Raw genomic sequence first — 25,365 nt, forward strand, 5'->3', positions numbered from 1 at the left:
TTCATCCGCCGAGGTGCGCGGCCGCCTTCTCGGCGATCATCACGGTCGTGGCCTGCGGTCCACGTCCCAGCGGCACAGGAACAACGGACAGATCCACGACGAACAATCCGGTTATGCCGTGCACCCGGCACATCTCGTCGACTACGGCCGCCACATCGTCCTCCGGTCCCATGCGGCAAGTTCCGGACATGTGTTGAGAGGTGGCGAGATTCGCGCGTAGCCAGTCCTCCGGATCCGGGGACTCCGGAATCGGATCGACGGGGCGCGCGTTCATTCTCCGCAGCAGCCCGCCCGCCGTCGCCACCGCCTCCCACAGCCGGGCGCGATCGGGCTCCGCGGTGAGATAGCGGTAGTCGATCAGCGGCGCGACTCCGGGTTCGGCCGACCGCAAGCGCAGTACGCCGGCCGATCGCGGGCGCATGAGCGTGACTCCGAGCCTGCGCACTCCGGGCGTGAACGACACCGAATAGGGCCGGATCTCGACATCATCGATCTCGAGCACGGTCTCCAGCGGGACGGTCGGCGGTTCGGCCAGATCGAGCAGATAGGAGATTCCCACTTCCGGATGGTCGCTGAGCCACGCGCCGACCGGGGCGGCGTGCACCACCGGGACGCCCAGCGCGCGCAGCTCTTGCGGGTCGCCGATTCCGGAACGCAACAGCAGTGTGGCAGACTCGATCGCACCGGCGCACAGCACGATGCGATCGGCCCACTCGACGCCGCTCTTGCCGTCGCTGACGCACTCGACGCCGACCGCTCGCCTTCCGTCGAAGCGGATCCGCGTGACGTACGTCTCCCCCACGACGGTCAAGTTCGGGCGAGCCAGCGCAGGCAGCAGATAGCCGACCCCGGGACCGATCCGCCTGCCCTCCTCGCAGTTACACGGCACCGCCCCCACACCCTCGCCACTGTCGGGCGCATTGAGATCGGGCACTTCGGCGAACCCGTCGGCCAGACACGCCTCGGCGAAGGCGGCGCTGACCGGGGACGGGTTCGCTGCGCGCAGAACCGGTATCGGGCCGCGGTCACCGTGCCAGGGCTGATCGCCGAAGTCCAGGTCTCGCTCGCTGCGGCAGTAGAACGGGAGCACGGAGTCGAACGACCAGGCGTCCGAGCCGCCGAGCACCCGGCACCAGGCGTCGAAATCCGCGGGCGCGGCCCGGACGAAGTAACTGCCGTTGACCGCCCCCGAGCCACCGATCAGCTTGCCGCGCACGATCGTCCCCGGCACCGGGGGATCCTCGGCGAGGGCGACCTCGTAGCGCCACAGCCATCCCGCCTCCGGACCGATCGGCAGCGCTGCCGCGTCCAGCAACTCGGCCGGCATCGAGTCGAGCCCGGTCCACAGCGGTCCGGCCTCGAGCAGCCGCACCGCGTGCGCCGGATCGGCGCTCAATCGCTCCGCCAGGACACACCCGGCGGTACCGCCCCCGACGATGAGTGTGTCGGCCATTCGGCCTCCCGTTCAGTATCTCGGCGCGGTGCGCGCCGCCGGACGACGACGCGGCGGTGGTGCGGGCAAGATTCGAGTCATCGCGGGTCGTTCGGCTCGGTCAGCGGGACGGGGTGGTGGGCTTGAGCGCTTCCAGGCTGCGCGCGCGGAAGGCGCCGAGCCACAGGCCGGTGCCGTAGGCGATGTCGTCGAGTCGCTTGTAGGCCACGTAACGCACGGGATCCAGACCGCCCGCGTCGCGGTGGGTGAACCAGTCGGCCAGGCCGTCGGCGACCGCCATGGTGAGCGCGATGTGCCGGATCCGCCGCGAGACGAGCATCGCCAGCAGGGTGATCGGCCAGTAGTGCCTGCACATCGCCGAGGCAAGGCGCCACAGCCCGGCGAAGAAGCCGCGCGCCAAGTAGATCGCGGCGATCCGGGTGGGGTTGTCCAGCCCCGTGAAGACGCGGCGAAGCCGGGTCAGCGCGGTGACCAGGGTGACGAGGCCGCCGAGTAGTCCCCACTTGGTCAGCGTCGCGAACAGGAACGCGGCCAGCAGCGTCCAGGACGGCACCGACAGCGGCGAGACCGTTCCCGCGTGCCGCTCGCCCAGCGGCGCGGCGCCGGTGCCGTAGAACAGCTTCCGGCCGAACCAGGCGCGGAAGCTCACCCGGTGGTCGTGCGCCACGTGCGCCGCGGGCTCGTAGCGCAGCCGCCAGCCCGCGCGCTCCAGCCGCCAGCACAGGTCGACGTCTTCGGCGACGTGCATCGACTCGTCGAATCCGCCTTGTTCCAACAGCGCCCTGCGCCGCGCCAGCAGGGCCGCGCTCGGCACGTAGGACACCAGTCCGCGCGAGTGCACGGCTGCCTCGCGCCTGCCCAGATCGAGCGAGGAGCGGGTGTGCTCGTAACGCGCAAGCGCGGTGGACTCCGGGTCCAGCGCGACGATCCGCGGGGCGACCAGCGCCACCCCCGGGTCGCTGAAGTGGCCGAGCATCACCTCGAGCCACCCGCTGCGCGGCACCACGTCGGAGTCCAGGAACGCGACGAAGTCGGTTGTCGCCGCCCTCAAGCCGGCGTTGCGTGCGGCCGCGGGGCCCTGTTTGCGGTCGTGGCGCAGCACGGTCACGCGGCAGCGGGTGCCTCGGTTGCGCGGGATCCGCACCGGCTGGTCGGACCCGTCGTCGACCACGACGACGTTGTGCCCCCGCAGCGCGGCGAGCAGCCGCGCCAGCCCCTCGGCGTTGTTGTGCAGCGGCACGATGACGGTGACGTCCTCCGGCGAAGGCAGCAGCCGGGGCCGGGGGTTGGCCACTCCGGAGTCGAGCAGTCGTCTGGCAACGACAGCGGACTTCGGGCCGGTCACCTCGAGGTACCCGTCACCGATCATCTCGGCGGCCTCCGGGGCAAGTCGCAGCAACCTGGCGGGCGAACCGCCGATCAGGACCCGCCCATCGGAGTATGCGCGTACCCGAGGATCGATCCGCACCCCGAATCCATCTGGCAGGCGATCATGGCGCATTCCTGGCATGCTAGGCGGAGTTTCGCGTGCGGGCAGCAACAGTCCGGAAAAACGGCGGAATTCCGGGAGAAAGCGGCCCACCACCGCGAGCCGACCGCGCCACGACCGATGCCGAGAGTTCGCTCGCAGGCTTGACTCAGCATCCGGCAACGCAGCGGCTATCGCCTGGTCGAGGACCCGGCGATAGCCACTCTCGCGCTTTTGGCACACTTTCAGCAAACTGTGGGCGTCATGCCAGCGGGTTCTCATCGCAGGCCCGGGACGGGCGGCGTTCCGGCGAAAATCCGGCCGGGCGCGTCGCGCTCAGCGTCAACGGAACCGGCCCGCCTTTCCGACCGCTCGCGCGCGGCGCGACCCGACGGGAGTGGTCGACCGACGAACGCGGGATCATCCGCGCGGTGTCGGCCAGCGCCGCCTCGCCGTAGCCTTGGACGCACTCCGGATCCGGTCCGTCGGCGGGAAGCCCGGTGAAGAACTTCGCCGCCATGCAGCCGCCCCGGCAGGCGTCGTAGTGGTTGCACGACGCGCACGCACCGCCGCCGCTGGGCTCGCGCAACTCGCCGAACAATTCCGAGGACCGCCATACGGCCCCGAAACCTCCGTCGGTCACCACGTTTCCGGCGCGGAACCGGTCGTGGATGGCGAAGGGGCAGGCATAGACGTCACCGACCGGGTCCACCAGGCAGACCACCCGGCCCGCGCCGCACATGTTCAGTCCCGGCAGCGCCTGGCCGAACGCGGACAGGTGGAAGAACGAGTCACCGGTGAGCACACCTTCCCCGTTGCGCAGCAGCCAGTCGTAGAGCACGCGTTGCTGATCCGGAGTCGGATGCAACTCGTCCCACACGTCCGCGCCCCGCCCCGACGGCCGCAGCCTGGTCAAACGCAAGGTGGCGCCGTACCTTTCGGCAATGGCCCGGAACTGGTCGAGCTGTGCGATGTTGTGCCTGGTCGCCACCACCGACAGCTTCGCGTCCTCGAACCCCGCCGCGGCGAGGTTCTCCAGTGCCCGGATGGCCATGTCGTAGGAGCCGGGTCCGCGCACGGCGTCGTTGACCGCGGCGTCGGCGCCGTCCAGCGACACCTGCACGTCGACATAGTCGCTGGCCGCGAGGCGGGCCGCGACCTCGGGCGTGATCCGAACCCCGTTGGTGGAGAACTTAACTCCCACATGGTGCGCGGTCGCGTAATCGACCAGCTCCCAGAAGTCCGGGCGCACCGTGGGCTCGCCGCCGCCGATGTTCACGTAGAACACCTGCATGCGCTCGAACTCGTCGATCAGCGCCTTGCACTGCTCGGTGCTCAGCTCGCGCGGATCGCGGCGGCCCGAGGACGACAGGCAGTGCACGCAGGACAGATTGCAGGCGTAGGTGAGTTCCCAGGTCAGGCAGATCGGCGCGGCGAGGCCGGATTCGAAGCGATCCACCAGGCGTACCGCCTTGTCCGACGGCGGGACCACCCCCGACGTCAGCGGCGGCGCGGCCGCGCCGGCGACGGCGGGCGCGGTGGGTGCGCCGGCAGGCGCACCCACGATCATGGCGGAATCGGCGAGCTGGGTCAGCGCCTCGGCGTATGCCCCGGCGCTTTCCTCCGGCACGCCCGCCGCGTGCAGTGCGCTGCGGGCCGACACGTGTTCCGGCAGCGACCGGACGATCTCGACGATCCGCGGACTTTTCAGGAAGGAGAGTTTGCGCGTACCGAAGTGGTAGAGCAGCGCGCCGAAGGGCTCCGGACGCAGCGCCACTCGCGGGTGCAGCTGCCAGCGGGTATCGAGATCGAGCATCGTCGTCGTCCGCCCGTCAGTAGACGCCGCACATGCCGTCGATGGACACCTCTTCGATGAGGCTCTCCTCGACCAGCGGCGCCTCTTCGGACGAGCGCGCGGCGGCGGCCTCCATCCGTCCGGTGTTGTCGGTGTCGGCGTGCCCGATGGACCCGTAGTCCGGCATGGTTACCTCCGCGAGGTCGATCCGTGTGCGGTACTGCACAGCGCAGCCCGTCCTGACACAATAACGTCATGAGCTGACAAAAGAACAGGTTTCAGTCACTGCGCCGGTGATCGAGCGGTCCGGCGGCCACACGCCCGGATGACCGGCCGATTCGACGCTGCGCCGAGTCTCACCGGCGGCGACGAGCCCGACACCCGGCGCTCTAGACTGCGGGTGGCAAGCAGCTGAACAGAATGTGACGGGCAGCACACGCTCGCACTGGTAGAGGTGGCATGGGAGTCGGACGAATGCAGGCGAACGGGGGCGGCGGCACGCCGTGGTGCGAGCATCAGGCCCGGAGGCGGAAGCTTGCGTAACCAGGGAGGGACCGCGAGCACCACCAATGGAACGCTGTCGGAGTCGGAGATCGTCGAGGCCGCGCTGCGGGTGGTACGCGAGGACGGCGTGGAGAAGTTGTCGATGCGGCGACTATCCCGCGAACTCGGCGTCTCGCCGATGGCGCCCTATTATTACGTCGCCGACAAGCGCGAACTGCTCGACCTGGTCGCCAGCGCGGCGCTGACCGGAGTACGCACGTCACCGCCCGAATCCGGGCCGTGGCAGCATCGGCTGCGCGACTTGGTCGACCAGATCGACGAGAAGCTGCGCAAGCATCCCGGACTCGGCGACATTCTCATCGAGCAGATGCTCGGCAAACAGCTGGACCTGATCGCCGCGATCATGGACCTGCTGGCCGAGGCGGGCTTCGACGACCGCAACGTGCTCGCCGCCTACGCCACCATCCACACATACCTGTTCGGCCGCAGCCGGGTGAATCCGCGCGACCGCTCCGCCCCGGCGGACGTCACGCTGCCGCCCGTGGTCGAGCGGGCCACCCGGTACATCGGCGACCTGCGCGGACGGTACTCCTACGACTTCGGCATGGAGGTGCTGATCGCCGGTCTCGAAGCCCAGCTTGTCCGCCAGGCGACCACCGACGTACGATGAAACTGAAACACGTTCTAGTTTTGGCGTCGCGGATTAGCCCTGCCAGGTTCGAGAGGACGACATGACCACTGTCGAGGTTCCACACGGCTCGCGCTCGGTCGTGCTGCGGGTGTCCGCGGTCATCACCGAGACGGCCGACACCCGCTCACTGGTCTTCGACGTCCCCGACGAGCTGGCCGAGAAGTTCCGCTACCAGCCGGGACAGTTCCTCACCTTGCGCATCCCCAGCGAACGGACCGGCTCGGTGGCGCGGTGCTACTCCCTGGCCAGCTCGCCCTACACCGACGACCGCCCGAAGGTCACCGTCAAACGGACCGACGGCGGCTACGGGTCGAACTGGGTGTGCGACAACGTGCGAGCGGGCGACCGGATCGAGGTGCTGCCGCCCTCGGGCGTCTTCACCCCGAAGGACCTGGACGACGATCTGCTGCTGTTCGGCGCGGGCAGCGGCATCACGCCGGTCATGTCGATCCTGAAGTCGGCGCTGGCCCGCGGCAACGGCCGCATCGTGCTGGTCTACGCCAACCGCGACCACGAGTCGGTGATCTTCGCCGGTGAGCTGCGCGAGTTGGCGGACAAGCATCCGCAGCGGCTCACCGTGATCCATTGGCTGGAGTACCTGCAAGGCTTGCCGACCGCCGACGCGCTCGCCACCCTCGTCGCGCCGTATCGCGGCTACGACGCGTTCATGTGCGGGCCGAAGCCGTTCATGGACCGGGTGCACGACGCGCTCGCGCAACTGGGCGTGCCGCGTTCGCGCACGCATGCCGAGGTGTTCAACTCCCTGGCCGGAGACCCGTTCGCCGACCAGGCGCCGGTCGAGGTCTCCGAGGAGGAGGCGGCAGACGCGGCGACCGTCGAGGTCGAACTCGACGGCGAAGTGCACGAGCTGAAGTGGCCGCGCAAGCAGACGCTGGTGGACATCATGCTGGCCAAGGGACTGGACGTGCCCTATTCCTGCCAGGAAGGCGAATGCGGTTCGTGCGCTTGCACGGTGCTGGAAGGCAAGGTCGAAATGGACAACGCCGAAATCCTCGACCCGGAGGACATCGAGAACGGCTACATCCTCGGCTGCCAGGCGCATCCGGTGACCGACCGCCTGAAAATCCAGTTCTGACGGGCCCGATACTTCGTTCGCCTGATCGACCGCATTCTGCCGCGAAGTTGTGCGGGCGTCCGTCAGCGCGCGCGATAGTCGGCCCGCGCTTCGGGCAGCAGGTGTTCGGTCGCGTAGCTCAACGCGGTGCGTCCCATCGCCGCGGCGTGCCGATCGAGGAAGCCGGTGAGCAGGCCCCGGTCGACGCGCTTGCCGACTTCGCGCAGCATCCAGCCCAGCGCCTTCTGGATCAGATCGTGCCGGTCGTGCAGCAGCAGCTCGCTCACCGCGAAGGTGGCCGAGGCGTCGCCCGCTTTGATGAAGGCGAAGGTGGACAGCAGCGCCACCCGCCGCTCCCAGAGCGAATCCGCCTGCGCCAGCTCGAACAGCAGGTCACGTGGTTTGTCCAGTAACCACGGACCGACGATGTTCTCCGCCGACACGTCCACGAGATCCCAGTTGTTCACCCGGCCACGGCGCACGGCCGCCAGGTACAGCTCCACCATGGCGGCGCGGGCGGAGTCGTCGAAGGAGCGCGGCTTGGACGCCTTTGCGAATCGCGCGTTCAGGATTACCAGCGCGGTGAACCGGTCCTCGTGCACGGCGCTGTCGAGCAGCCGGTCGATCTCCTCGAGAGCGAGCGCCGCGAAGCGTTTCGCGACAGCGCGGCTCGCGGGGACCCGGACGCCGAGGAACACGTCACCCTCGCCGTACTCCCCCGGCCCGGTCTTGAAGAACCGTCGCAGGTGTACCGCGTCGGCCGGGTTCGCCAGTTCCCGCAGAGCCGCCTGCACGTCGGCCGCGGTCACCGCCGACTCGGTCATCGATCCACGCTCCTGGTCCGAACTGCCCTGCGCGAGCGCGGCGGACGGCGGTTCACCCCTGCGCGCCCAGAACGCGGCCGGACTCGAACGCGGCTGCGCTGGCGGGCAGCGCACCGGGCCGGCCGCTGTTGAGCACCCGGACCTCTCCGGTGCCGGTGCTCGGGCGGTCGAGGGCATCGATACGCCGGATGGTCTGCGCGGCAACGGCTTGCGCGCTGTCGAACAGACGCACGCCATCGGGCAGCGCGGCCACGATCGCGTCGGTGACCAATGGGTAGTGCGTGCAGCCGAGTACCACGCCCTCGACATCCTGCGGCGTCCGCGCCGCGGCGTCGGCGATCGCGTCGTGGGCGGCCGCCAGATCACCTCGGTCGATCGCGTCCGCCAACCCGTGGCACGCCACGCCGACCACGTCGGCATCGCCGCCGAATTTCGCGATCAGATCGGCTTGGTAGCGGCTGGCCGTGGTCGCCGCGGTGGCCCAGACCGCCACCGACCGGCATATTGCCGCCGCGGGCTTGATCGCGGGCACGGTGCCGATCACCGGCACGCCGGGCCCGACGTCCGCGCGCACGTGCTCGAGCGCCGTCACGCTCGCGGTGTTGCACGGCAGGACGATCACCTCGGCGCCGGACCGGAGCGAGGTCCGCGCGGCCTCCACGACCCGCTCGACGACCCAGTCCTCGGGCTTCGGCCCCCACGGCGCCCCATCCGGGTCGAGTTGCAGCAGCAGATCCACATCCGGTCGCAACTTGCGCAACCAAGCGGAGGTGGGCAGCAATCCCAGACCCGAGTCGATGAGCGCGACGATCACCGCACCACCGTATACAGCCCCGCTGACAGCCACGCACACCGCTCACGGCCCTGCACGCGCTCCGCGCCGGCCGCGCCCACCTGTGCCGCGACCGCCACACCGCGCCGGGGTCCCATTTCCGGCGATCGAGAACACGTCCACGCCGTCTCGTGACACCCGGCGGCGACTTCACCCGTGCGCCGCAGTGCCCTGCTTCACCGCGCCCGCTGACGTGGCTTCGACCGAGCGTTCAGCGCGGCGCCAGGAGTTCGGTCACCGGAGCGCCCGCCGCGATCTTGGCGCGCGCCTTCATGACCTGGGCCGTCATGCCCGCGCCGACGACACCGGTGAGATTGCCGCCCTGCGCGTAGTAGGCGAGGAACTTACGGCCGTCGTCGGAGGCGATGTGCACCTCGTCGGTCGCGCCGGGGGTGCCGAGAGCCTGGATCTTGACGTCGTACTGGTCGCTCCAGAAGTACGGGACGCGGGCGGCCGTGGGCAGGTCGGCTCCCAGCAGCGCGCAGGCGACCAATTTGGCCTGTTCGCCCGCGTTGGTCCAGTGTTCGACGCGTTTGCGCGATCCGGTCTCGTGCAGCCACGCCGCCACGTCGCCGACCGCCCACACGCCTTCGGCCGAGGTCCGCCCCACCTCGTCGGCGAGCACGCCGCCACCGGCCGCCGGGTCGGCCAGCGCGATCCCGGAATCGTTCAGCCATTCGGTGACCGGCCGCGAGCCCACCCCGATCACGACGAGGCCGGCGGCGACCTCCGTACCGTCGGACAGCCGCGCCCCGCAAACCCGCCCGGCGTCGTCGCCGAAAAGAGTGTCCAGGCCGGTGCCGCAGCGCAGGTCGACGCCTTCCGCGCGGTGCATCCGCGCGACCAGTTCGCCCACTTGTTCGCCGAGCACCGAGGCCAGCGGCGTCGCCTGCGGTTCGATCAGCACGACGTGCACCCCGTGCGCACGGAAGCTTGCGGCCAGCTCGCAGCCGATGAACCCGGCGCCGACGACGAGCGCCGTCGTGGCCGCGTTCAGATCGGCGCGCAGAGCGACGGCGTCGGAATGGCCGCGCAGCACGTGCACGCCCTGGAGATCGGGCAGGCCGGAAAGGCGGCGCGGGCGCAGCCCGGTGGCCACGATCAGCTGGTCGTAATCCTGCGTCGTGCCGTCGGCGAGCCGGACGCGGCGGCCGTCGGCGTCGACGCCGACCGCTTCCGTGCTCAACCGCAGATCGATGCGCTTCTCGCTGTAGAACTCGCTCGGGCGCAATGTGGTGTCGTCGGTTTCGCCGCGCACGAATTGCTTGGACAGCGGGGGCCGGTCGTAGGGCAACCGCGACTCGTCACCGATGAGCACGAGTTCACCGGCGTAGCCCGCGCGGCGCAATTCTTCCGCGGTGCGCAGGCCGGCGAGGCCGGCTCCGACGATCACGATCGGCGCGGTCATGCGGCCATCCCTTCATTGGAACCCGGCAGCCGATTCCGCGGAACCGGCGGTGAGACGAAGCCCACCCTAACCTCTGCATGGCTCCGGCCTCTGTGAGGACGATCACGCCGAGAGGGCCGGGCAACAGCGACGCAATCGTAGCCGTTCCGATATTGACCGGGCGGTCAATCAGGACTAAACCGAGGACAGGACATAGTCACAGCCCGAGGAGGTACATATGTTCACCGAGAGCCGCGCGCAGGATTTCCTGGCTGTCGTACTCGGAGCCTTCACCGCGCTGTCCCCCCTCTGGGTGGACACCAACGACAACGCCATGTGGTCGTTGATCGTGCTCGGCGTACTCATCGCCCTCACCGGTCTCGCGCAGATGGCCCGCCCCGAAATGGCGGCGGCCGACTACGTGATGGGCCTGTGCGGCGCGCTGCTGTTCCTCTCACCGTGGGTCATGGATTTCACGGAGTACCGCAGCGCATCCTGGACCGCATGGGTGGTCGGAATAGTGACGGTGGTGGTCGCGGTAGCGGCGCTGCCCGCGGTGTCGGGACGTCTGCACGGCATGGCTCCGCATCACTGATGCAGATGCCGAAGACCCGGCGCGCCGGGCGTCGCCGCAGCGCGAAAGCCGACGGCGACGCCCGGCAGCTCATCCTCGACGCCGCGGAGAAACTCTTCGCGGCGCAGGGATTCGACGCCACCGCGACGGCGGCCATCGCCGCCGCGGCCGGTGTCCCCAAAGGACTCGTCTTCTACTACTTCCCGACCAAGGATTCGATCCTGTCCGCCTTGATGTCCGAGCGGGTGCCCGCGCAGCCGATCGACGACATCGGCACGGTGGTGACGCCTGGTGATCCGGCGGCGAGCCTGGTCAACCTCGATGCCGCGCTGAACCTGCGCGACCACCACTCGTCGGTGCTGCGGGTGATCCTGTGGCGGGAGGCCGACACCCACCCCGACGTCCGGCGGCAGCTGCGCCGCCTGCGCGATCAGATGTTAGATGTGACCGCCAAGGTGCTCCAGGCGAGCGCCCCCGGTCCGGTCCACCCGGGAACCCTGCGCGCGTGTGCCGCGGCCTGGGTCTCGGCGATGTTCGCCATCGCCCACACGGACCGGCTGCACGCCCTCGACGGTGTGCCACTGCCCACCGCCGACGAAGTGCTGAACGTGGCGCGGGTGGTGGCGGCGGGCATGACGCAGATGGGCTGATTCCGCATCGCGGTTGTCCACAGCCCGCGAGTTGTCCACATTCACCGCATCGGCGGGCGTCTCCCGGGCGGTGATCGATCACGATCGTCGGTATGGAAGCACCGCAACTGATCTCGCGTCGGCAAGCGCTGGCATCGGGTCTATCCGACAAGGCGCTGTACCGGCTGTGCCGGACCGGACAATGGCAGCGGCTGCGGGCCGGGCACTATCTGACCGCACCGCGATCCGGGCTCGGTGCGCCCGGTCGGCATCTGCTGCTGACGCTGGCGACCGCGGAGTCCACGTCCGACTCCGCCATCACGAGCCACTGCTCCGCGGCAGTGCTGCACGGGCTGCCCACTTGGGGCATTCGGCTCGACCGCGTCCATCTGACCAGGAATCGAATCAACGGCGGCCGGCTGAGCAGACGGGTCGTGGTCCACTCCGCCCGGGTGGAGCCCGACGAGATCACCCTGGTCGACAACGTACGCGTGACCACCCCGGCGCGCACCGTCCTCGATATCGCGCGCTCGGAAGGGTTCGAACAGTCGGTGGCCGTGGGCGATTCCGCACTGCGTCAGGGTCTGACGACCACCACCGAACTGCGCGAACACCTCCGCCGGGCCCGGCAGCGGCCCGGATGCCGCCGAGCTGCCCTGGTCCTGGACTTCCTGGACGGCCGCAGCGAGAGCGTCGGCGAATCCCGCAGCCGGATCCTGCTGCGCCAGGGCGGCTTCCCCGCTCCCGAGGTGCACGCGCGCGTCTTCTCCGAAAACGAGATATGCGTAGGTCGCGTCGATTTCCTGTTCCCCGACCTCGGCGTGGTCGGCGAGTTCGACGGGAAACCCGACCACCGAGCCGCGTCAGGCGGTCTCTCACCCGACGCGCAGGCAATCACCGCGCGAGAGCTGCGCGACGAGCGACTCCGAGCCCTCGGCTGGACGGTCGTCCGCTGGACGTGGGACGACCTGCCGGCTCCCGCCGAATTGACCGAACGCCTCCACACGGCCGCCCGCGCAGCCATCCGGAACCACCGCCGCGGCTACTGGACCCCCACCCCCAGGCCCTGACCACCGGTCGGACGACGCCCGAACAGGTTCCCAGTGACCACGGCCGATGCACAGCGGCCTCGGCCTGGGCGAGGAGCGACCGCGCCAGCGAAGCCGGTGACGGGGTCAGGCAGGCTGGGTGAGGAAGTCGGTGACGTCGGCGGCGAAGCGGGGATGTTTGACCGCGCCCATGTGGCCGGCGCCGCGATAGATGACGAGGCGGGAATCGGGAATCCCGTCGGCGGTGCGGCGGAAGGTGGCCAGGCTGTAGGCGGCGTCTCGTTCGCCGCCGATCACGAGGGTGGGCGCCTGGATGTCGCCGAGGCGCTCGGTGAGGTCGAACGCGTCTTCTGCGCGCAGGAAGGCGTGCGTGTCGGCAGGGTTGCGGGGGCGGGTCAGCGGGTCGATCAGCCACATGGCGGCCGCCGCGAAGCGGGCGGCGACGGGCGAGGACACGGCGCTCGCCGCCAAGTGGTGCATCGCCCGCCGCCCCCGCAAAGCGGCTTCGGCGTAACGCATCTGCCCTTCCTTGAGGGCCGGATCCAAACGGCATCCGGATGACGCGACGACAAGGCGGCGCACGACTCGCGGATGGTCGGCGGCGAGTTGCAATGCCACCGAACCACCCGAGGAGATGCCGAGCACGTCGACCGGCTCGCCGAACTCGCCGCGCAGCGCGTCCGCGTGCTCGGCGGCGATCTCGGCCATCGTGATGCCCTCGGCCATGCCGGGCGCGCGGCCCACCGCGAAGACGCGGAAGTGCCCGGCCAGCGGCCGCAGCACCTTGATCTCGGAGTCACGCATCCAACCGTGCGGATTCGCGTGGTCGGGGGTGAACCACCGGAGGAACACCAGTGGCCGACCCGAACCGATGGCGAAGTACGGCATGCCGTGCGTCAGCGCACCCTCCGTGACCTCGAGCTTCGCAGCCCCTCCGGTCTTGACCACAGCGCCCTCCGATCAGAGATCCATCCGTCGGCCCGACGTTATCGCGGTGCGCCGAGGGTTGCGATGACCTCCGTGATCAAATCCGCCTTCTCCGCACACCGGAAAAGGACACGACTGATCGGCAGCGTCGGGTGAACTGACGCCGAACACGGAGAACGCGCGGAGCATACTGGCCCGGTGAGTCATGAGCGTTCCCGTGGAGTCGAGAAGCGGCCGTTCCCGCTGGAGTCCACGCCCATTCATGTGTCCGACGAGGTGCTCACCGATCTGCGGCGACGACTCGAGCTGACGCGCTGGCCGGTCGACGCGGGTAATGAGGACTGGTCCTACGGCGTATCGCGGACCTATCTCCAGGAACTGGTCGAGTACTGGCGCACCGGTTACGACTGGCGCGCCGCCGAGGCCGCGATCAACGCCTACGAGCACTACTTCGTCGAGACCGACGGCGTGCCGGTGCATTTCATGCGAAAGCCGGGCGCCGGGCCGAACCCGACTCCGTTGCTCCTCACCCACGGGTGGCCCTGGACATTCTGGCACTGGGCGAAGGTTGTCGACCCGCTGGCCGACCCCGCGGCATTCGGCGGCGACCCTGCCGATGCGTTCGAGGTGATCGTCCCCTCGTTCCCCGGGTTCGGATTCTCCGCGCCGCTGCCGGATAACCCGGACATGAACTTCTGGAAGGTCGCCGACCTCTGGCACGTTCTCATGACCGAGACGCTCGGTCATACGAAGTACGCCGCGGCGGGCTGTGATGTCGGCGCGCTGGTCACGGGGCAGCTCGGGCACAAGTACGCCGACGAGCTGTACGGCATCCACATCGGCTCCGGCCAGAAGCTCACCCTGTTCGACGGCGACCGCGGTTGGGACATCACCGGCGGCAGACCCATTCCGGACGGCCTGCCCGCCGACGTGCGCGCCCGGATCATCGCGCTGGAACGGCGCTTCGCCGTCCACCTGGCCGCGCATGTGCTCGAACCGAGCACCCTCGCCTACGGCTTGTCCGACTCGCCCGCCGGACTGCTCGCCTGGATCCTGCAACGCTGGGTGAGCTGGAGCGACAACGGCGGCGACATCGAGTCCGTCTTCAGCAAGGACGACCTGCTCACCCACGCGATGATCTTCTGGGTCACCAACTCCATCGGCTCTTCGATCCGCACCTACGCCAACAACAATCGCTACCCGTGGCGCCCTTCGCACGACCGGCAGCCCCCCGTCGAGGCTCCCACCGGCATCACCTTCGTCGGCTACGAGAACCCGCCCGGCGTCACCACCGACCGCCGGGTGCAAAGCTTCCTCGACAGCGACCGCGGCGATTGGTACAACCACGTCAACCTCACCGCCCACCACCACGGCGGGCACTTCATCCCGTGGGAAATACCGGCCGAATGGGTCGACGACCTCCGCCGCACCTTCCGCGGGCGCACTCCGTCCACCACCATCTAGCCCTGGCGCTGCGCGATCGAATCCGTTCGCGCCCGAGCGCATACCCGCCGCCGGCGCGCGGGTGTACCGACCGAGCCCACACGGCACGGCGGGGACCGTCTCGGTGGTCACAGAGGACGCACACGCTGTCGGTGCGGGGCCGAACTCGACCTCGGGTAGACGGAGTTATGTGAACTCACCCAATGGACGCGGACTCTTCGGAGGTGGCCCGTAAGGTACCGATCATGGTGCCCACCGAGAGGTCCGAGCTGGTGCGGTCGATCGTCGAGTCCTATTTGCTCGACGGAGCGCGCCGGTACGACCGCACCGAGGTCGCGGAGCGGTCCGGGACGACGACGGCGCTGACGAAGCGATTGTGGTTGGCGCTCGGTTTCCCGTCGAGTATCGGAGACGCGGCGGTCGACTACGCCGACGCCGACGTCGCCGCGGTTCGCAACTTCGAGCAGCTGACCGTCCTGGCCGCGGCGGACACCCGGCAGCAGTCGGCGACCGCGCGCACGCTCGGCCAGGGCATGGCGCGGCTGGCCGAATGGCAGGTGGACCTGGTGCTGGCGGAGATCGAGGAGCGCATCGCGAGCATGGACCCCGCCGCCGACCCGGAGGAGGCCGTGCGCATCGCCACCGAAGGCGCCATCGCCACGCTCGAGCAGCTGAACATCTACGCGTGGCGACGGCATCTCGCCGCGGCGCTGTCGCGCTCGCTCGACCCGGGGACGAGCGCGGGTGAGTCGGTGCGCGAATTGGCCGTCGGTTTCGCCGACATGGTCGGCTACACCAGGCTGACCAGGCATTTGCACCCCGACGAGCTGTCCATGCTGCTCGAGGCGTTCGAATCCACCACCACCGCCGCCATCACCGAGAACGGCGGATGGGTGATCAAGAACGTCGGCGACGAAGTCATGTTCGCCACCGAGAGCGCCACCGAGGCCGCCCGCACCGCCCTGGCCATCCAGGAGTCGACCATGATGGTCGGCGGCACCCCGGACCTGCGTGTCGCCATCGCCTACGGCCCGGTCCTGCAACGCTTCGGAGATCTGTACGGCTCGGTGGTGAACATCGCGTCCCGGCTCACCGGCGTCGCGCGGCCGGGCACCGTCCTGATCGACGACCACGCCGCCGCCGCGTTGGAGGGCGACCCTTCGTTCACCATCAAGCACCTGCGCAGCGTCCGGGTGCGCGGCTTCAATCGCCTGCGCCCGCACCTGCTCCGCCGTAACGGCAAGAACGGCAGGTAGCCGCGACCGCGTGCCGCAGCCGACCACAGCCGCCCTAGGCTCGTCCGGTGGACACCGACTGGTCACAGCTGCGCGCGCGTTCCCTCGTCGAGGAGGACGCGGCGATTCTGGCTCTGCACAAACCCGCCGGAATCTCCGTCACCGGGGAGCGCCACGATACCGACCTCGTCGAGTTGGCGGCCGCCTCCGGTGAAACGCTCTATCCGGTGCACCGGATCGACAAGGTGACCTCCGGCCTGATCCTCTTCGCGAAGGAACTGCCCGCGCACGGTGAGCTGACCAGGCAGTTCAACAAACAGACCGCCGACAAGGCGTATCTGGCCGTCGTCGCGGCCACCGGCCTGCCCGATTCCGGCGTGATCGATCTGCCGCTCAGCGTGGGACGCAAGAACCGGGTGCGCATCGCGGCCCCGCGCGAAAGCATCCGCTGCCGGGAGGGCCGCTGGTTCGTCGAGGACACCGACCTGCTGCCCGCCAAGAACTATCCCTCGCTCACCCATTTCGTGACCGTGCTGCGCGCCCCGGCGCACACTGTCCTCGCGCTGCGCCCCGTCACCGGCCGCCGTCACCAGATTCGCGTCCATCTCGCCTGGACCGGACATCCGATCGTCGGCGACCCCTTGTTCGATCGCTCCGGCGCCCACCAACGGACCTACTTGCATTCCTGGCGCCTGGGCCTGACCGCCTCCTGGCGCACCCCGCCGGAACTGAGGTTGACCGCCGAACCCGACACCGAGTTCTGGGGCCCGCCGGGGGAATCCGCCGACCCGGCGACCCTCGCCCACGCCGCCGGCCTGCTGCCTACCCTCGGCTGACCCCGCCCGCGATCCCCTTCCGCTTACAGCCCGGTGTCGGTCACCTGGGCGTCGACTCCGTTTCCTCCACAGTCATCCCCAGGCGGGCTGTGCACATATTCGCCGCCGGTGCGAGCAGCGGAAAGCCTTGGGAGCGACGGGCGGACGGTCAGCTCGGCCAGTTCGGGGAGCGGCCGAGGAGCAAGAGGATGCGGTCGAGCGTCGAGGATTGTTCCGGGACGGACAGCGCCGGCGCGAAGACCGAACCGGGGGCGGACCGTTCGGGGCCGTCGGGGACGGCGAGGGCTATGTTCAGCGCCGCTTCGGCTACGGCCGGATCGGGAGTGACGGTTTCTCCGATCGATCGTGCGACGTCCCAGGCGTGGACGACGCTGTCCACCAGGTGGAAGCCGATCGCCTGGGTGGCGGGAACAGGGTGGCCAGGCGCTTCCGGAAACGCCAGCGAGCGCTCGAAGACGTCTTGCGCGGCGAAGGCGGCGACCACGTCGTCGGCGGAGGCGAGATAGGCGGCGACCGGATCGGCGGACGTGCGGACAGCCCAGACCCCGGGATCGTCGCCGCCCCGCGCGGCAGCGGCGAAGCCGTGATTCTGCGCGGTCATGTGTTCCAGCAGGTCACGTAGACGCCAACCAATGCAAGGGGTTTCGGCATCCAGCTGATCAGGGCGCACGCGGGCGACGACGTCCACGGTCAATCGAACCGAACGGGCGTGACGGGCGCGCATATCTTCCATAGATTCAGTAAGCATGAGCTTATAGTAAGCTTAAGCGTACGATTTGCCAAGCAGTATCGTCGATCCATGCCGAACGTCCGTCCCGATCTCGCCGCGATGCTCGTGCCGCTCGGCCGGGCGTTGATGGCCCTGGAGCTGCCCGTGCTGGAGCGCCACGAGCTGTCGATGTGGGGCTACGCCGTGCTGCTCGGCCTCGACTCCGAACCCGTCCACACCCAGGCGGCGCTGGCCAAGGCGATCGGCGCGGACAAGACCCGCATCATCGGCGTGCTCGACGAACTCCAGCGCCGGGGACTGATCACCCGCGAGCCGGACCCCGCGGACCGGCGGGTCAACCTGGTGTCGCTCACCGACGCGGGCCGCGATCTGCGCGACCGCGCCCAGCACGACATCCAGGCCGGCGAGGACCGCCTGCTCGAACGGCTTCCCGCATCGGACCGCCGCGTTTTCCTGCGCGCCCTGCGCACCCTCTCCGACGCGGTGTCCGAACCGCCCGCATCCTGACGTTTCCAAAAGCACGGGCATCGGCGCCACCTTCCATGTGCCGGGACCGCTCGATACGGAGCCCCGACCAGCACCACCACACACTTCACAATGTGACTCTCCGCACATACCGGCGGACATCATTCGCGCGGTGGCGAGCGTCATGGCGACGCGTAATACGCAGGTCAATTAGCCTGATGGCGTGCGGCGGGCGCGACGCGCGCACACTCTGACGCAGTGCAGCGAACCCCTAGCGAAAGCGAATGCCGATGATCCTGGTGGCTCAGGTCAGCGACACACATTTCGATCTCGGCACCCGCAACGCCGAACGTGTACAGCGGGTCATGGCGTTCCTCGCCGGCCTGCGCCGCAGACCCGATGCCATCCTGGTGACCGGCGACGTCACCGAATCCGGCAAACCCGAGCAGTACGCGGAGGCCAAGCTCGCGTTCCACGCCGAGACCCCGGTGTACGCCATCCCCGGCAATCACGACGACCGCGCCGGGTTCCGCACCGGCCTGCTCGGCGAGCCCACCTCCGACGCACCGATCAACCACGTGCACCGCATCGGCGATCTCACCATCGCGCTGCTGGATTCGAGCGTCCCGGGCGAGGCAGGCGGTCGACTCGCCGAGGAGACCTACCGGTGGCTGGGCGAGGTGCTCGACGCCGCGCCCGCGGGCAAGCCGATCCTGCTCGCGCTGCACCATCCCCCCGCGCACCTGTTCAGCCCGATCGTCGACGAGATCTCCCTCGCCGACCCGCAGCGGCTGGCCGACCTGGTCGCCGGTGACGACCGGATCGTCGCCGTGCTCACCGGCCACGCGCATTCGGCCGCGACCACCACGTTCGGGGGACGCCCGCTGCTGGTCGCCCCCAGCACCGCGTCGGTGCTGAGCGGCGAGTGGGAACTCGACCTGCCCGATCACGTCATGGACTACGCCCCTGACCCGGCGGTCTCGCTGCACGTCATCGATGACGACCACCGGCTCACCACCCATTTCCGGTCCGTTCCGATGAGCGGCCGGATCGGCGTGCAACCGGCCTGAGCGCGGTTTACCTGGCACGAGCCGGGGCAATCGGGAGGCACACGACGCCTACCCGGGAGGATCACCATGGTCGATCTACCAGCCGCAGTGGTGAAGAACGCGTTCGCGGCCGGAGCACGGATCCGGCATGCGCGGGTATTCCACCCGAACGGGTTGCACCTGGCCGGTCGTCTGCACGCGGAACCCGAGTTCGAGCCGCTGTTCGGCCCCGGTGATCGCGCGGTGATCGCACGGCTGTCCAAGGGTGTCGGGATGCCGGACGGACTGCCCGATGTCCTGGGCTTGGCCTTCCGGGTGCTCGGCCATGACGACCAGCCTTGGGATTTCGCGTTGGCCACCACCGGCCGGGGACCACTCGGCCGCTTCGTGATCACCCCGGCGCGCGGCTGGGCCAGCGCACGCTACGGCTGCCTGATGCCCTACCGGATCGACAACTCCGCGCCGACCTGGTTCTTCGCCGAACCGGACAGCGTTCAACCGGCCTCGGCGTCGCTCGAGTCGATGCAAGCCCACTTGAACGAAGACCTGGTGAGCTTCACCCTCACCGCGAGCCGCCTCGTCGGATCGGCCTGGCGGGTCGCCGAACTCACGTTGCGTCCCGCGGAATCCGCCGAGCACCGAACGGATTACTTCGATCCGATGCTGAACCATCCGCCCGAGGTGGAGCTGTTCCCGAAAGCCGTCGGCAAGATCCGCGAGCTGGCCTACACCGGCAGCCGGAGCGGCCGCGGCGAAGGCGCCTAACGCCGGACGGCGCGCTCCCGGCGGTAGGCCGCCGGCGTGTTACCGGTCCACCTTTTGAAGGCGAAGATGAAAGTCGAGGCTTCGGCATAGCCGAGCCGGATCGCCACATCGCTCACCGAAAGCGGTGTGGCGGTGAGCATTTCCTCTGCCAGAGCGCGCCGTACTTCGTCCAGCAACGCGCGATAGCTGGTGCCCGCCGCGTCCAGATGACGCCGCAGCGTGCGCGTGCTCATGTTGAGATCGTTCGCCACCGCGTCGATGCCGGGCGGCGCGGCGAACCCGTCCGCGCCGCCGCGCGGCACCAGCCGCTCGCGTACCTCGGCCGCGATGCCGGTGCGGGCCCTGCGGCGGTGCACCAGATCACGGCACTGCGCCAGGCACATCGCCCAGGTGTGCTCGTTGGCCTGCGGCAACGGTTGTTCCAGCAGCATCGGCTCGATCGCGAACAGGTTGCGCGGCATCCCGAAACGCGGCGCGACCACGGTGACGTCCATGATTCGGTCCGCGTGAGCGGGCGCGGGAAAACGGAATTCCGCCCTGGTCAGCGGCAAGGGGGTGCCGAGCAGATCGCTCATCACCCGATGCATCGCGGTGACGTCGCGTTCGACAAGGAATTGGCGCACGTCCGTCGGCACCGACTCGTCGTGCACCACCGCGACGAACTCGCTGTCGCCCCACTCGGCCACCGGCAGGCAGAACGTGAAGCTGAGGTCCAGATAACGCAGCGCGAAGCTGATCGCTTCACCCAGCGTCGGGCTGCTGACGCAGGCGAAGCCGAAGATGCCGAAGGTGGTGATCCGGTAGCGGCGACCGATCTCCACGCCCAGCGCGGGCCGGCCGGCGAGCTCACGGACGAGATTGCGCACGACCGCCAGCTCGGTGTCCGCATCGATCTGTGCGTCCGGATCGCGCAATTGCTGCTCGGTGAGCGCGGTGCCGCGCAGCATGGGGGCGGCGGGAACGCCGTGTTCGGCCGCGTAGCCGACCATCAGCGCCACGCTGGCCACGCCGCGCGGAAAGTTCCAATCGCGGATGTCCGGATCCTGTACCCGCTCCACGCGGACATTATGGCCGAATTTCTCTATACGACGGCACGGCGGCTCCTACAGTGGAGTCAGCTACGGTCGGAGTGAGGAGTGTCACATGACAGGGCGCCGTCGGCCATCGATCCTCGTCATCGGGGCGGGCTTCGGCGGCATCGGCATGGCGGTCGAACTGCGCCGCAACGGCTTCGACGACATCACCATTCTGGAGCGCGCCGAGGACATCGGCGGGGTGTGGCGGGAGAACACCTACCCCGGCGCGGCCTGCGACGTGCCGTCCCCGCTGTACTCGTACTCGTTCGAACCCAAGCCGGACTGGCCGCAGCGGTACTCCGGGCGTGCCGCCATCCACGAATACCTGCGCGGCGTCGCCGAACGGCACGGCGTGCTGGAGTCGGTCCGCTTCGGCACGAGCGTCACCGACGCCGAGTTCGACGACGCCACCGGTCGGTGGACCGTCCGCACCGCCGACGGGGATACCCGGATCGTGGACGTGCTGATCTCTGCGGTGGGTCAGCTGTCGCGTCCGTCCATGCCCGACATTCCCGGCATCGACACCTTCGCGGGCCCGTCGTTCCATTCGGCCGAGTGGGACCACGACGTCGACCTGAGCGGCAAACGCGTCGCCTGCGTCGGCACCGGAGCCAGCGCCGTGCAGTACATCCCGGAAATCCAGCCCACGGTCGCCCACCTCACGCTGTTCCAGCGCACTCCCGCATGGGTGATCCCGAAGTTCGACACCGATTACTCGCCGATCCAGCACAACCTGTTCGCGCGGGTACCGGGCGCGCTGCTGGCCGAGCGGTTCGGGTGGTGGTCGATCGCGGAGTTCGTCTCCCTCGGGCTGGTGGAGGTCCCTGCCATCGCACGGCTGGTGGGCCGCATCGCCTCCCGGCACCTCGCCAAACAGGTCGAGGACCCGCGATTGCGGGCCGAGCTCACGCCCGGCTATCCGATCGGATGCAAGCGCGCGCTGTTCTCCAACGACTACTACCCCGCGCTCACCCAACCGAACGTGCGGGTGGAGACCACGGCGATCAGCGCGATCACCCCGCAGGGCGTACGCACCGCCGACGGAGTCACGCACGAGGCGGACGTGATCGTCTACGGCACCGGTTTCAAGGGCACGGAGTTCCTGTGGCCGATGGACATCTACGGCCGCGGGGGCCGCAAGCTGGCCGACGCCTGGGCCGACGGCGCGCACGCGTACTACGGCATCACCGTGCCCGACTTCCCGAACCTGTTCCTGGTCTACGGCCCGAACACCAATCTCGGCGTCGGCTCGATCATCTACATGATCGAGTCGCAGACCCGCTACATCCGCCAGGCCGTGCAGTTGCTCGCCGACCACCCCGGCCACTGCGTCGACGTTCGCGCCGATCTGGAGGAGCACTACAACACCGCTCTCCAGCAACGCCTGGCCCGGACGCCGTGGAACTTCTGCTCCAGCTGGTACCGCAACGCCGCGGGCCGCATCACCAACAACTGGCCCGGCTCGCAGACCAGCTACCGCCGCCACACCCGTCGCCTCGACCCAAGCCACTACACCCTCACACCGGTCTCGTGACGGACGGCGGCGTCGAGAGCCTCACTCGAATTCGCCCTGACCCGGCCGACCTCGCCGGGCTGGCAGACTTGTGCTGTGAATGAACTGCCCCGTCCGGGCGACCCGGATGTGCGGGGGCCGCTGCGTCCGATCGAGCTGGCCACCGGCGCGGTGCTGGGCGGAGCCACCGTCGGGTTGGTGACCGTCGGATCGGTGGTCCCGTTCGCCGCCGCCCTGCAGCTGGTCGCCGCGGTCCCGATCGGGCTTATCGCGCACCGGTTCCGCCTGCGCGCCCTGGTCACCGCGACGATCGCGGCGACGTTGGTCACCTTCGTCGCGGCCGGTATGGCGTCGGCGACGGCGTTGGTCGCGGCGGCGACCATGGGCGGGATCATCGGCACGGTGAAGCGGCGCGGGGGTGGTGTCGTCGCGGTGTTCGGGCTCTCGCTGCTTGCCGGGCTGGCCTGGGCGGCGTTCGCCGTCGGATCGCTGTTGGTGCTGTCCACCGTGCGCAACCTGTTCTTCGACAACATCCGCAACCTCTCGCGCGGCTTGCAGGATCTCGCGCGTGAGGCGCAACTGGCGCCGCTGGGGCAGTTCGTGGCGGACCTGACCGACGCGGTGCTGCGCTGGTGGTGGGTCTGGATGGGCGGCGGCATCGCGCTCGGCATGGTGGCCACCGGCATGTTCTCCTGGTACGTCCTCGGCTCGGTGCTGGACCGGCTCGCCTGGCTGCCCGGCCGGGACCGGCTCGACGCACCGCTGGACGATCGGCCCATCGCGCCGTTGCCGGTCACGCTGCGCGATGCCGGTTTCCGCTACCCCGGCGCGATGCGCGAGGCGCTGCGCGAGATCGACCTGACCGTCGAGGTCGGCGAATTCGTCGCCGTGGTAGGGCACAACGGTTCGGGCAAGTCGACGCTGACCCGTCTGCTCGCCGGATTACCGCCGACCTCGGGATCGGTGCAGCGTCCCGGGTCGGCCGGACTCGGCAGGCTCGGGGGGACGGCGCTGGTATTGCAGCGACCGGAGAGCCAGACCCTCGGCGTGCTCGTCGCCGACGACGTCGTGTGGGGACTGCCCCAGCGGCTGGCCGCCGAAGTGGACGTCGACGGATTGCTCGAGGAAGTCGGTCTCGCCGGAATGGGGGCGAAGGAGACCGCCACGCTGTCCGGCGGACAGCAGCAGCGGCTGGCGGTCGCGGCGGCGCTGGCCCGGCGGCCCGCACTGCTGATCGCCGACGAAGCGACCTCGATGGTCGATCCGGACGGGCGCCGGGAACTGGTGGAACTGCTGGCCGCGCTGCCGAAACGGCATCCGATGGCCGTGGTGCTGGTGACCCACCACGAAGCCGACGCCGCGGCCGCGGACCGCATCGTGCACCTGGCGGCGGGACGGTCGGTCGAGCGGCTGCCCGCGTGGCCACGTCCGGTGCGCGACACCCGGCGCAGGCCGATGGGCGAGCCGATCCTCGAACTGCGCGATGTCCGGCACACCTACAACCGCGCGACGCCGTGGGAAGCGCCCGCCCTGCACGGCGTCGACCTCTCCGTCCGGCAGGGTGAGGCGTTGCTCATCGTCGGCGGGAACGGCTCGGGCAAGTCCACCCTCGCCTGGATCATGGCGGGCCTCATCGAACCGAGTTCCGGACGCTGCGAACTGCGCGGCAAGCCGATCAGCAAACAGATCGGCCGGGTGGAGCTGGCCTTCCAGCATTCCCGCCTGCAATTGCAGAAGCAGACCGTCGGCGCGGAGATCGCGGACTGGGGCGGCCGGGCAACGGGCTCCGGTGCGGTCGGGCGCGCGCTGGACGCGGTCGGGCTGGACCGGTCACTGGCCGCGCGCTCGATCGAGGAACTCAGCGGCGGCCAGGCCAAACGCGTGGTTCTCGCCGCGATCGTGGCCAGCCATCCTCAGGTGGTCGTGCTCGACGAACCACTGGCCGGCCTCGACCCGGAGGGCAGGGCCGACATCGTGGAGTTGCTCGCGCGCCTGCGGGATTCCGGATTGACGCTGATCGTCATCTCGCACGACGTGGCCGACATGGCAGCGGTGTGCGACCGCACGGTACACCTGCGCTCGGGACGCATTCTGAGCGCGGAGGCCGCATGGGACGCCACGCCGGCGGCGCGCAAGGCCGCGGCGCAAGCAGATCCCGGGCAAGGAGCATTGCGCGCCACGGGTGAGACAGCGTGGCGATTCGAGCACGGAGGTCGATCATGAGCACCGTCCTGCTGCGCCAAGTGCCCGTCGCCAGCCCGGTGCATCGCCTGTGGGCGGGTACCAAGATGATCGGAGTGTTCCTGATCAGCCTGGTGCTGATGTTCCTGCCGTCCTGGCCGGTGCTCGGTGTGATGACGGCGTTCCTCGTGTTCGTCGGCGTCGCCGCCCGGCTGCCGCTGGGCACACTGCCGCGTCTGCCCTGGTGGTTCTGGGCGCTGTTCGTCGTCGGAGGCCTGATCACCGTGCCGGTCGGCGGGGCGGCGGTGCTGCGCTACGCGCAGATCGCGACCTTCACCCTGATCCTGATCGCCGCCTCGTTCCTCATCGCGTGGACCACGCCGATGGGCGATATCGCCCCCGCTCTCGCCAAGCTGGGTGCGCCGCTGCGCAGACTTCGGATCCCGGTGGACGAGTGGGCCGTCGTCGTGGCGCTCACCCTCCGCGGTCTGCCGCTGCTCATGGAGGAGATTCGAGTACTGCGGGCCGCTCGTCGCCTACGCCCCAAGGACGGCAGGCTCGCCCGAGCCGCCGACAACCCGCTCATCGACATCCTCACCGCGGCCATGGCGGTGTCCACCCGCCGTGCCGGTGAACTGGGTGAGGCGATCACCGCGCGCGGCGGCACCGGGCAGCTCACCGCCCACCCCAGCGCTCCCGGCCTGCGCGACGCGCTGGCGCTCGCGCTGATCGTCGGCGTCTGCCTCGGCTCCATTGCTCTGCACTTGCTGTTCTGAACACACACCGAAAGAGCTGACAGTCCTGGCGAAGTTATGGCCCCGAGATTCGCCGAGTATTTGCAAGCCCACCCGGGTCACGTTTCGA

General features: G+C 69.4%; 24 protein-coding genes. 14 read left to right on the forward strand and 10 right to left on the reverse strand.

Annotation, left to right across the window (positions count from 1 at the left end):
• Window position 1: 1 nt before the first annotated feature.
• The 4 genes from mftG to mftA form a co-directional block, all read right to left on the reverse strand.
• A complete protein-coding gene (gene mftG / locus GVY39_RS15510) occupies window positions 2–1,453 on the reverse strand; it encodes a mycofactocin system GMC family oxidoreductase MftG (RefSeq protein ID WP_159924949.1) in 1,452 nt (483 codons plus the stop codon).
• Between the two features lie 100 nt (window positions 1,454–1,553).
• Window positions 1,554–2,954, reverse strand: a complete 1,401-nt coding sequence (mftF, locus tag GVY39_RS15515; RefSeq protein ID WP_159924951.1) for a mycofactocin biosynthesis glycosyltransferase MftF — start codon at window positions 2,952–2,954, stop codon at window positions 1,554–1,556.
• 229 nt (window positions 2,955–3,183) lie between these two features.
• Window positions 3,184–4,737: a mycofactocin radical SAM maturase gene (gene mftC / locus GVY39_RS15520; protein ID WP_159924962.1), complete on the reverse strand. Its 1,554-nt coding sequence runs from the start codon at window positions 4,735–4,737 to the stop codon at window positions 3,184–3,186.
• A gap of 16 nt (window positions 4,738–4,753) precedes the next feature.
• Window positions 4,754–4,852 (reverse strand): mycofactocin precursor MftA, encoded by a 99-nt coding sequence (gene mftA / locus GVY39_RS15525; protein WP_159925163.1) that lies wholly within the window; start codon window positions 4,850–4,852, stop codon window positions 4,754–4,756.
• 399 nt (window positions 4,853–5,251) lie between these two features.
• Between mftA and mftR2 the strand changes: the two genes are divergently transcribed.
• Window positions 5,252–5,890, forward strand: a complete 639-nt coding sequence (gene mftR2 / locus GVY39_RS15530) for a mycofactocin system transcriptional regulator MftR2 (protein WP_159924964.1) — start codon at window positions 5,252–5,254, stop codon at window positions 5,888–5,890.
• Between the two features lie 61 nt (window positions 5,891–5,951).
• Window positions 5,952–7,007 carry a ferredoxin--NADP reductase gene (locus GVY39_RS15535; protein ID WP_159924966.1) on the forward strand — a complete coding sequence of 352 codons (1,056 nt, stop codon included), beginning with the start codon at window positions 5,952–5,954 and terminating at the stop codon, window positions 7,005–7,007.
• Window positions 7,008–7,069: 62 nt separating this feature from the next.
• Here GVY39_RS15535 and GVY39_RS15540 read toward each other — a convergent pair whose 3' ends face one another.
• From GVY39_RS15540 to GVY39_RS15550, 3 genes are all read right to left on the reverse strand, one after another.
• The gene (locus GVY39_RS15540) at window positions 7,070–7,810 is read right to left on the reverse strand and encodes a DNA alkylation repair protein (protein WP_159924968.1); all 741 of its coding nucleotides are present in this window, start codon (window positions 7,808–7,810) and stop codon (window positions 7,070–7,072) included.
• A gap of 52 nt (window positions 7,811–7,862) precedes the next feature.
• Window positions 7,863–8,624 (reverse strand): glutamate racemase, encoded by a 762-nt coding sequence (locus GVY39_RS15545; protein ID WP_159924970.1) that lies wholly within the window; start codon window positions 8,622–8,624, stop codon window positions 7,863–7,865.
• Window positions 8,625–8,853: 229 nt separating this feature from the next.
• Window positions 8,854–10,050 carry an NAD(P)/FAD-dependent oxidoreductase gene (locus tag GVY39_RS15550; protein WP_159924972.1) on the reverse strand — a complete coding sequence of 399 codons (1,197 nt, stop codon included), beginning with the start codon at window positions 10,048–10,050 and terminating at the stop codon, window positions 8,854–8,856.
• 217 nt (window positions 10,051–10,267) lie between these two features.
• Here GVY39_RS15550 and GVY39_RS15555 point away from each other — a divergent pair, with 217 nt between their 5' ends.
• The 3 genes from GVY39_RS15555 to GVY39_RS15565 all read left to right on the forward strand — a co-directional run bounded on the left by GVY39_RS15555 (window position 10,268) and on the right by GVY39_RS15565 (window position 12,302).
• Entirely contained in the window at window positions 10,268–10,624 is a 357-nt protein-coding gene (locus GVY39_RS15555; RefSeq protein WP_159924974.1) for an SPW repeat protein, read from the forward strand.
• Between the two features lie 5 nt (window positions 10,625–10,629).
• Window positions 10,630–11,253, forward strand: coding sequence for a TetR/AcrR family transcriptional regulator (locus GVY39_RS15560; RefSeq protein ID WP_370523795.1), 624 nt, complete (start codon window positions 10,630–10,632; stop codon window positions 11,251–11,253).
• A gap of 92 nt (window positions 11,254–11,345) precedes the next feature.
• On the forward strand, window positions 11,346–12,302 hold the full coding sequence (locus GVY39_RS15565) for a type IV toxin-antitoxin system AbiEi family antitoxin domain-containing protein (RefSeq protein WP_159924978.1): 957 nt from the start codon (window positions 11,346–11,348) through the stop codon (window positions 12,300–12,302).
• Window positions 12,303–12,407: 105 nt separating this feature from the next.
• On the opposite strand, the gene GVY39_RS15570 is transcribed toward GVY39_RS15565, so the two are convergent.
• Complete coding sequence (locus GVY39_RS15570; protein WP_236565472.1) at window positions 12,408–13,229, reverse strand: alpha/beta fold hydrolase; 822 nt, start codon at window positions 13,227–13,229, stop codon at window positions 12,408–12,410.
• Window positions 13,230–13,406: 177 nt separating this feature from the next.
• Here GVY39_RS15570 and GVY39_RS15575 point away from each other — a divergent pair, with 177 nt between their 5' ends.
• From GVY39_RS15575 to GVY39_RS15585, 3 genes are all read left to right on the forward strand, one after another.
• Window positions 13,407–14,672 carry an epoxide hydrolase family protein gene (locus GVY39_RS15575; protein WP_159924980.1) on the forward strand — a complete coding sequence of 422 codons (1,266 nt, stop codon included), beginning with the start codon at window positions 13,407–13,409 and terminating at the stop codon, window positions 14,670–14,672.
• A 224-nt stretch (window positions 14,673–14,896) separates the two neighbouring features.
• The gene (locus tag GVY39_RS15580) at window positions 14,897–15,907 is read left to right on the forward strand and encodes an adenylate/guanylate cyclase domain-containing protein (protein WP_159925167.1); all 1,011 of its coding nucleotides are present in this window, start codon (window positions 14,897–14,899) and stop codon (window positions 15,905–15,907) included.
• Between the two features lie 47 nt (window positions 15,908–15,954).
• Window positions 15,955–16,722 carry an RluA family pseudouridine synthase gene (locus GVY39_RS15585; RefSeq protein WP_159924982.1) on the forward strand — a complete coding sequence of 256 codons (768 nt, stop codon included), beginning with the start codon at window positions 15,955–15,957 and terminating at the stop codon, window positions 16,720–16,722.
• 148 nt (window positions 16,723–16,870) lie between these two features.
• On the opposite strand, the gene GVY39_RS15590 is transcribed toward GVY39_RS15585, so the two are convergent.
• The gene (locus GVY39_RS15590; RefSeq protein WP_240679462.1) at window positions 16,871–17,470 is read right to left on the reverse strand and encodes a TIGR03086 family metal-binding protein; all 600 of its coding nucleotides are present in this window, start codon (window positions 17,468–17,470) and stop codon (window positions 16,871–16,873) included.
• Between the two features lie 51 nt (window positions 17,471–17,521).
• On the opposite strand from GVY39_RS15590, the gene GVY39_RS15595 reads away from it, so the two are divergent.
• From GVY39_RS15595 to GVY39_RS15605, 3 genes are all read left to right on the forward strand, one after another.
• Complete coding sequence (locus tag GVY39_RS15595; protein ID WP_159924984.1) at window positions 17,522–17,959, forward strand: MarR family winged helix-turn-helix transcriptional regulator; 438 nt, start codon at window positions 17,522–17,524, stop codon at window positions 17,957–17,959.
• 242 nt (window positions 17,960–18,201) lie between these two features.
• Window positions 18,202–18,987: a metallophosphoesterase gene (locus tag GVY39_RS15600; protein WP_236565473.1), complete on the forward strand. Its 786-nt coding sequence runs from the start codon at window positions 18,202–18,204 to the stop codon at window positions 18,985–18,987.
• 66 nt (window positions 18,988–19,053) lie between these two features.
• Window positions 19,054–19,731, forward strand: coding sequence for a phosphodiesterase (locus tag GVY39_RS15605; protein ID WP_159924986.1), 678 nt, complete (start codon window positions 19,054–19,056; stop codon window positions 19,729–19,731).
• Here the strand turns inward: GVY39_RS15605 and GVY39_RS15610 are convergent.
• Window positions 19,728–20,789, reverse strand: a complete 1,062-nt coding sequence (locus GVY39_RS15610) for an AraC family transcriptional regulator (RefSeq protein ID WP_159924988.1) — start codon at window positions 20,787–20,789, stop codon at window positions 19,728–19,730. The genes GVY39_RS15605 and GVY39_RS15610 overlap by 4 nt on opposite strands.
• Before the next feature lie 85 nt (window positions 20,790–20,874).
• Here GVY39_RS15610 and GVY39_RS15615 point away from each other — a divergent pair, with 85 nt between their 5' ends.
• The 3 genes from GVY39_RS15615 (at window position 20,875) to GVY39_RS15625 (ending at window position 25,277) form a co-directional block, all read left to right on the forward strand.
• Window positions 20,875–22,341 carry an NAD(P)/FAD-dependent oxidoreductase gene (locus tag GVY39_RS15615; protein ID WP_159924990.1) on the forward strand — a complete coding sequence of 489 codons (1,467 nt, stop codon included), beginning with the start codon at window positions 20,875–20,877 and terminating at the stop codon, window positions 22,339–22,341.
• Window positions 22,342–22,416: 75 nt separating this feature from the next.
• A complete protein-coding gene (locus GVY39_RS15620; RefSeq protein ID WP_236565474.1) occupies window positions 22,417–24,543 on the forward strand; it encodes an ABC transporter ATP-binding protein in 2,127 nt (708 codons plus the stop codon).
• A complete protein-coding gene (locus GVY39_RS15625; protein WP_159924992.1) occupies window positions 24,540–25,277 on the forward strand; it encodes an energy-coupling factor transporter transmembrane protein EcfT in 738 nt (245 codons plus the stop codon). Before GVY39_RS15620 ends, GVY39_RS15625 begins: the two co-directional genes overlap by 4 nt.
• Window positions 25,278–25,365: the final 88 nt, after the last annotated feature.

Origin of the sequence: Nocardia sp. CY15, assembly GCF_009829295.1 — a bacterium.
GTDB classification, from domain to species: Bacteria; Actinomycetota; Actinomycetes; order Mycobacteriales; family Mycobacteriaceae; genus Nocardia; species Nocardia sputi.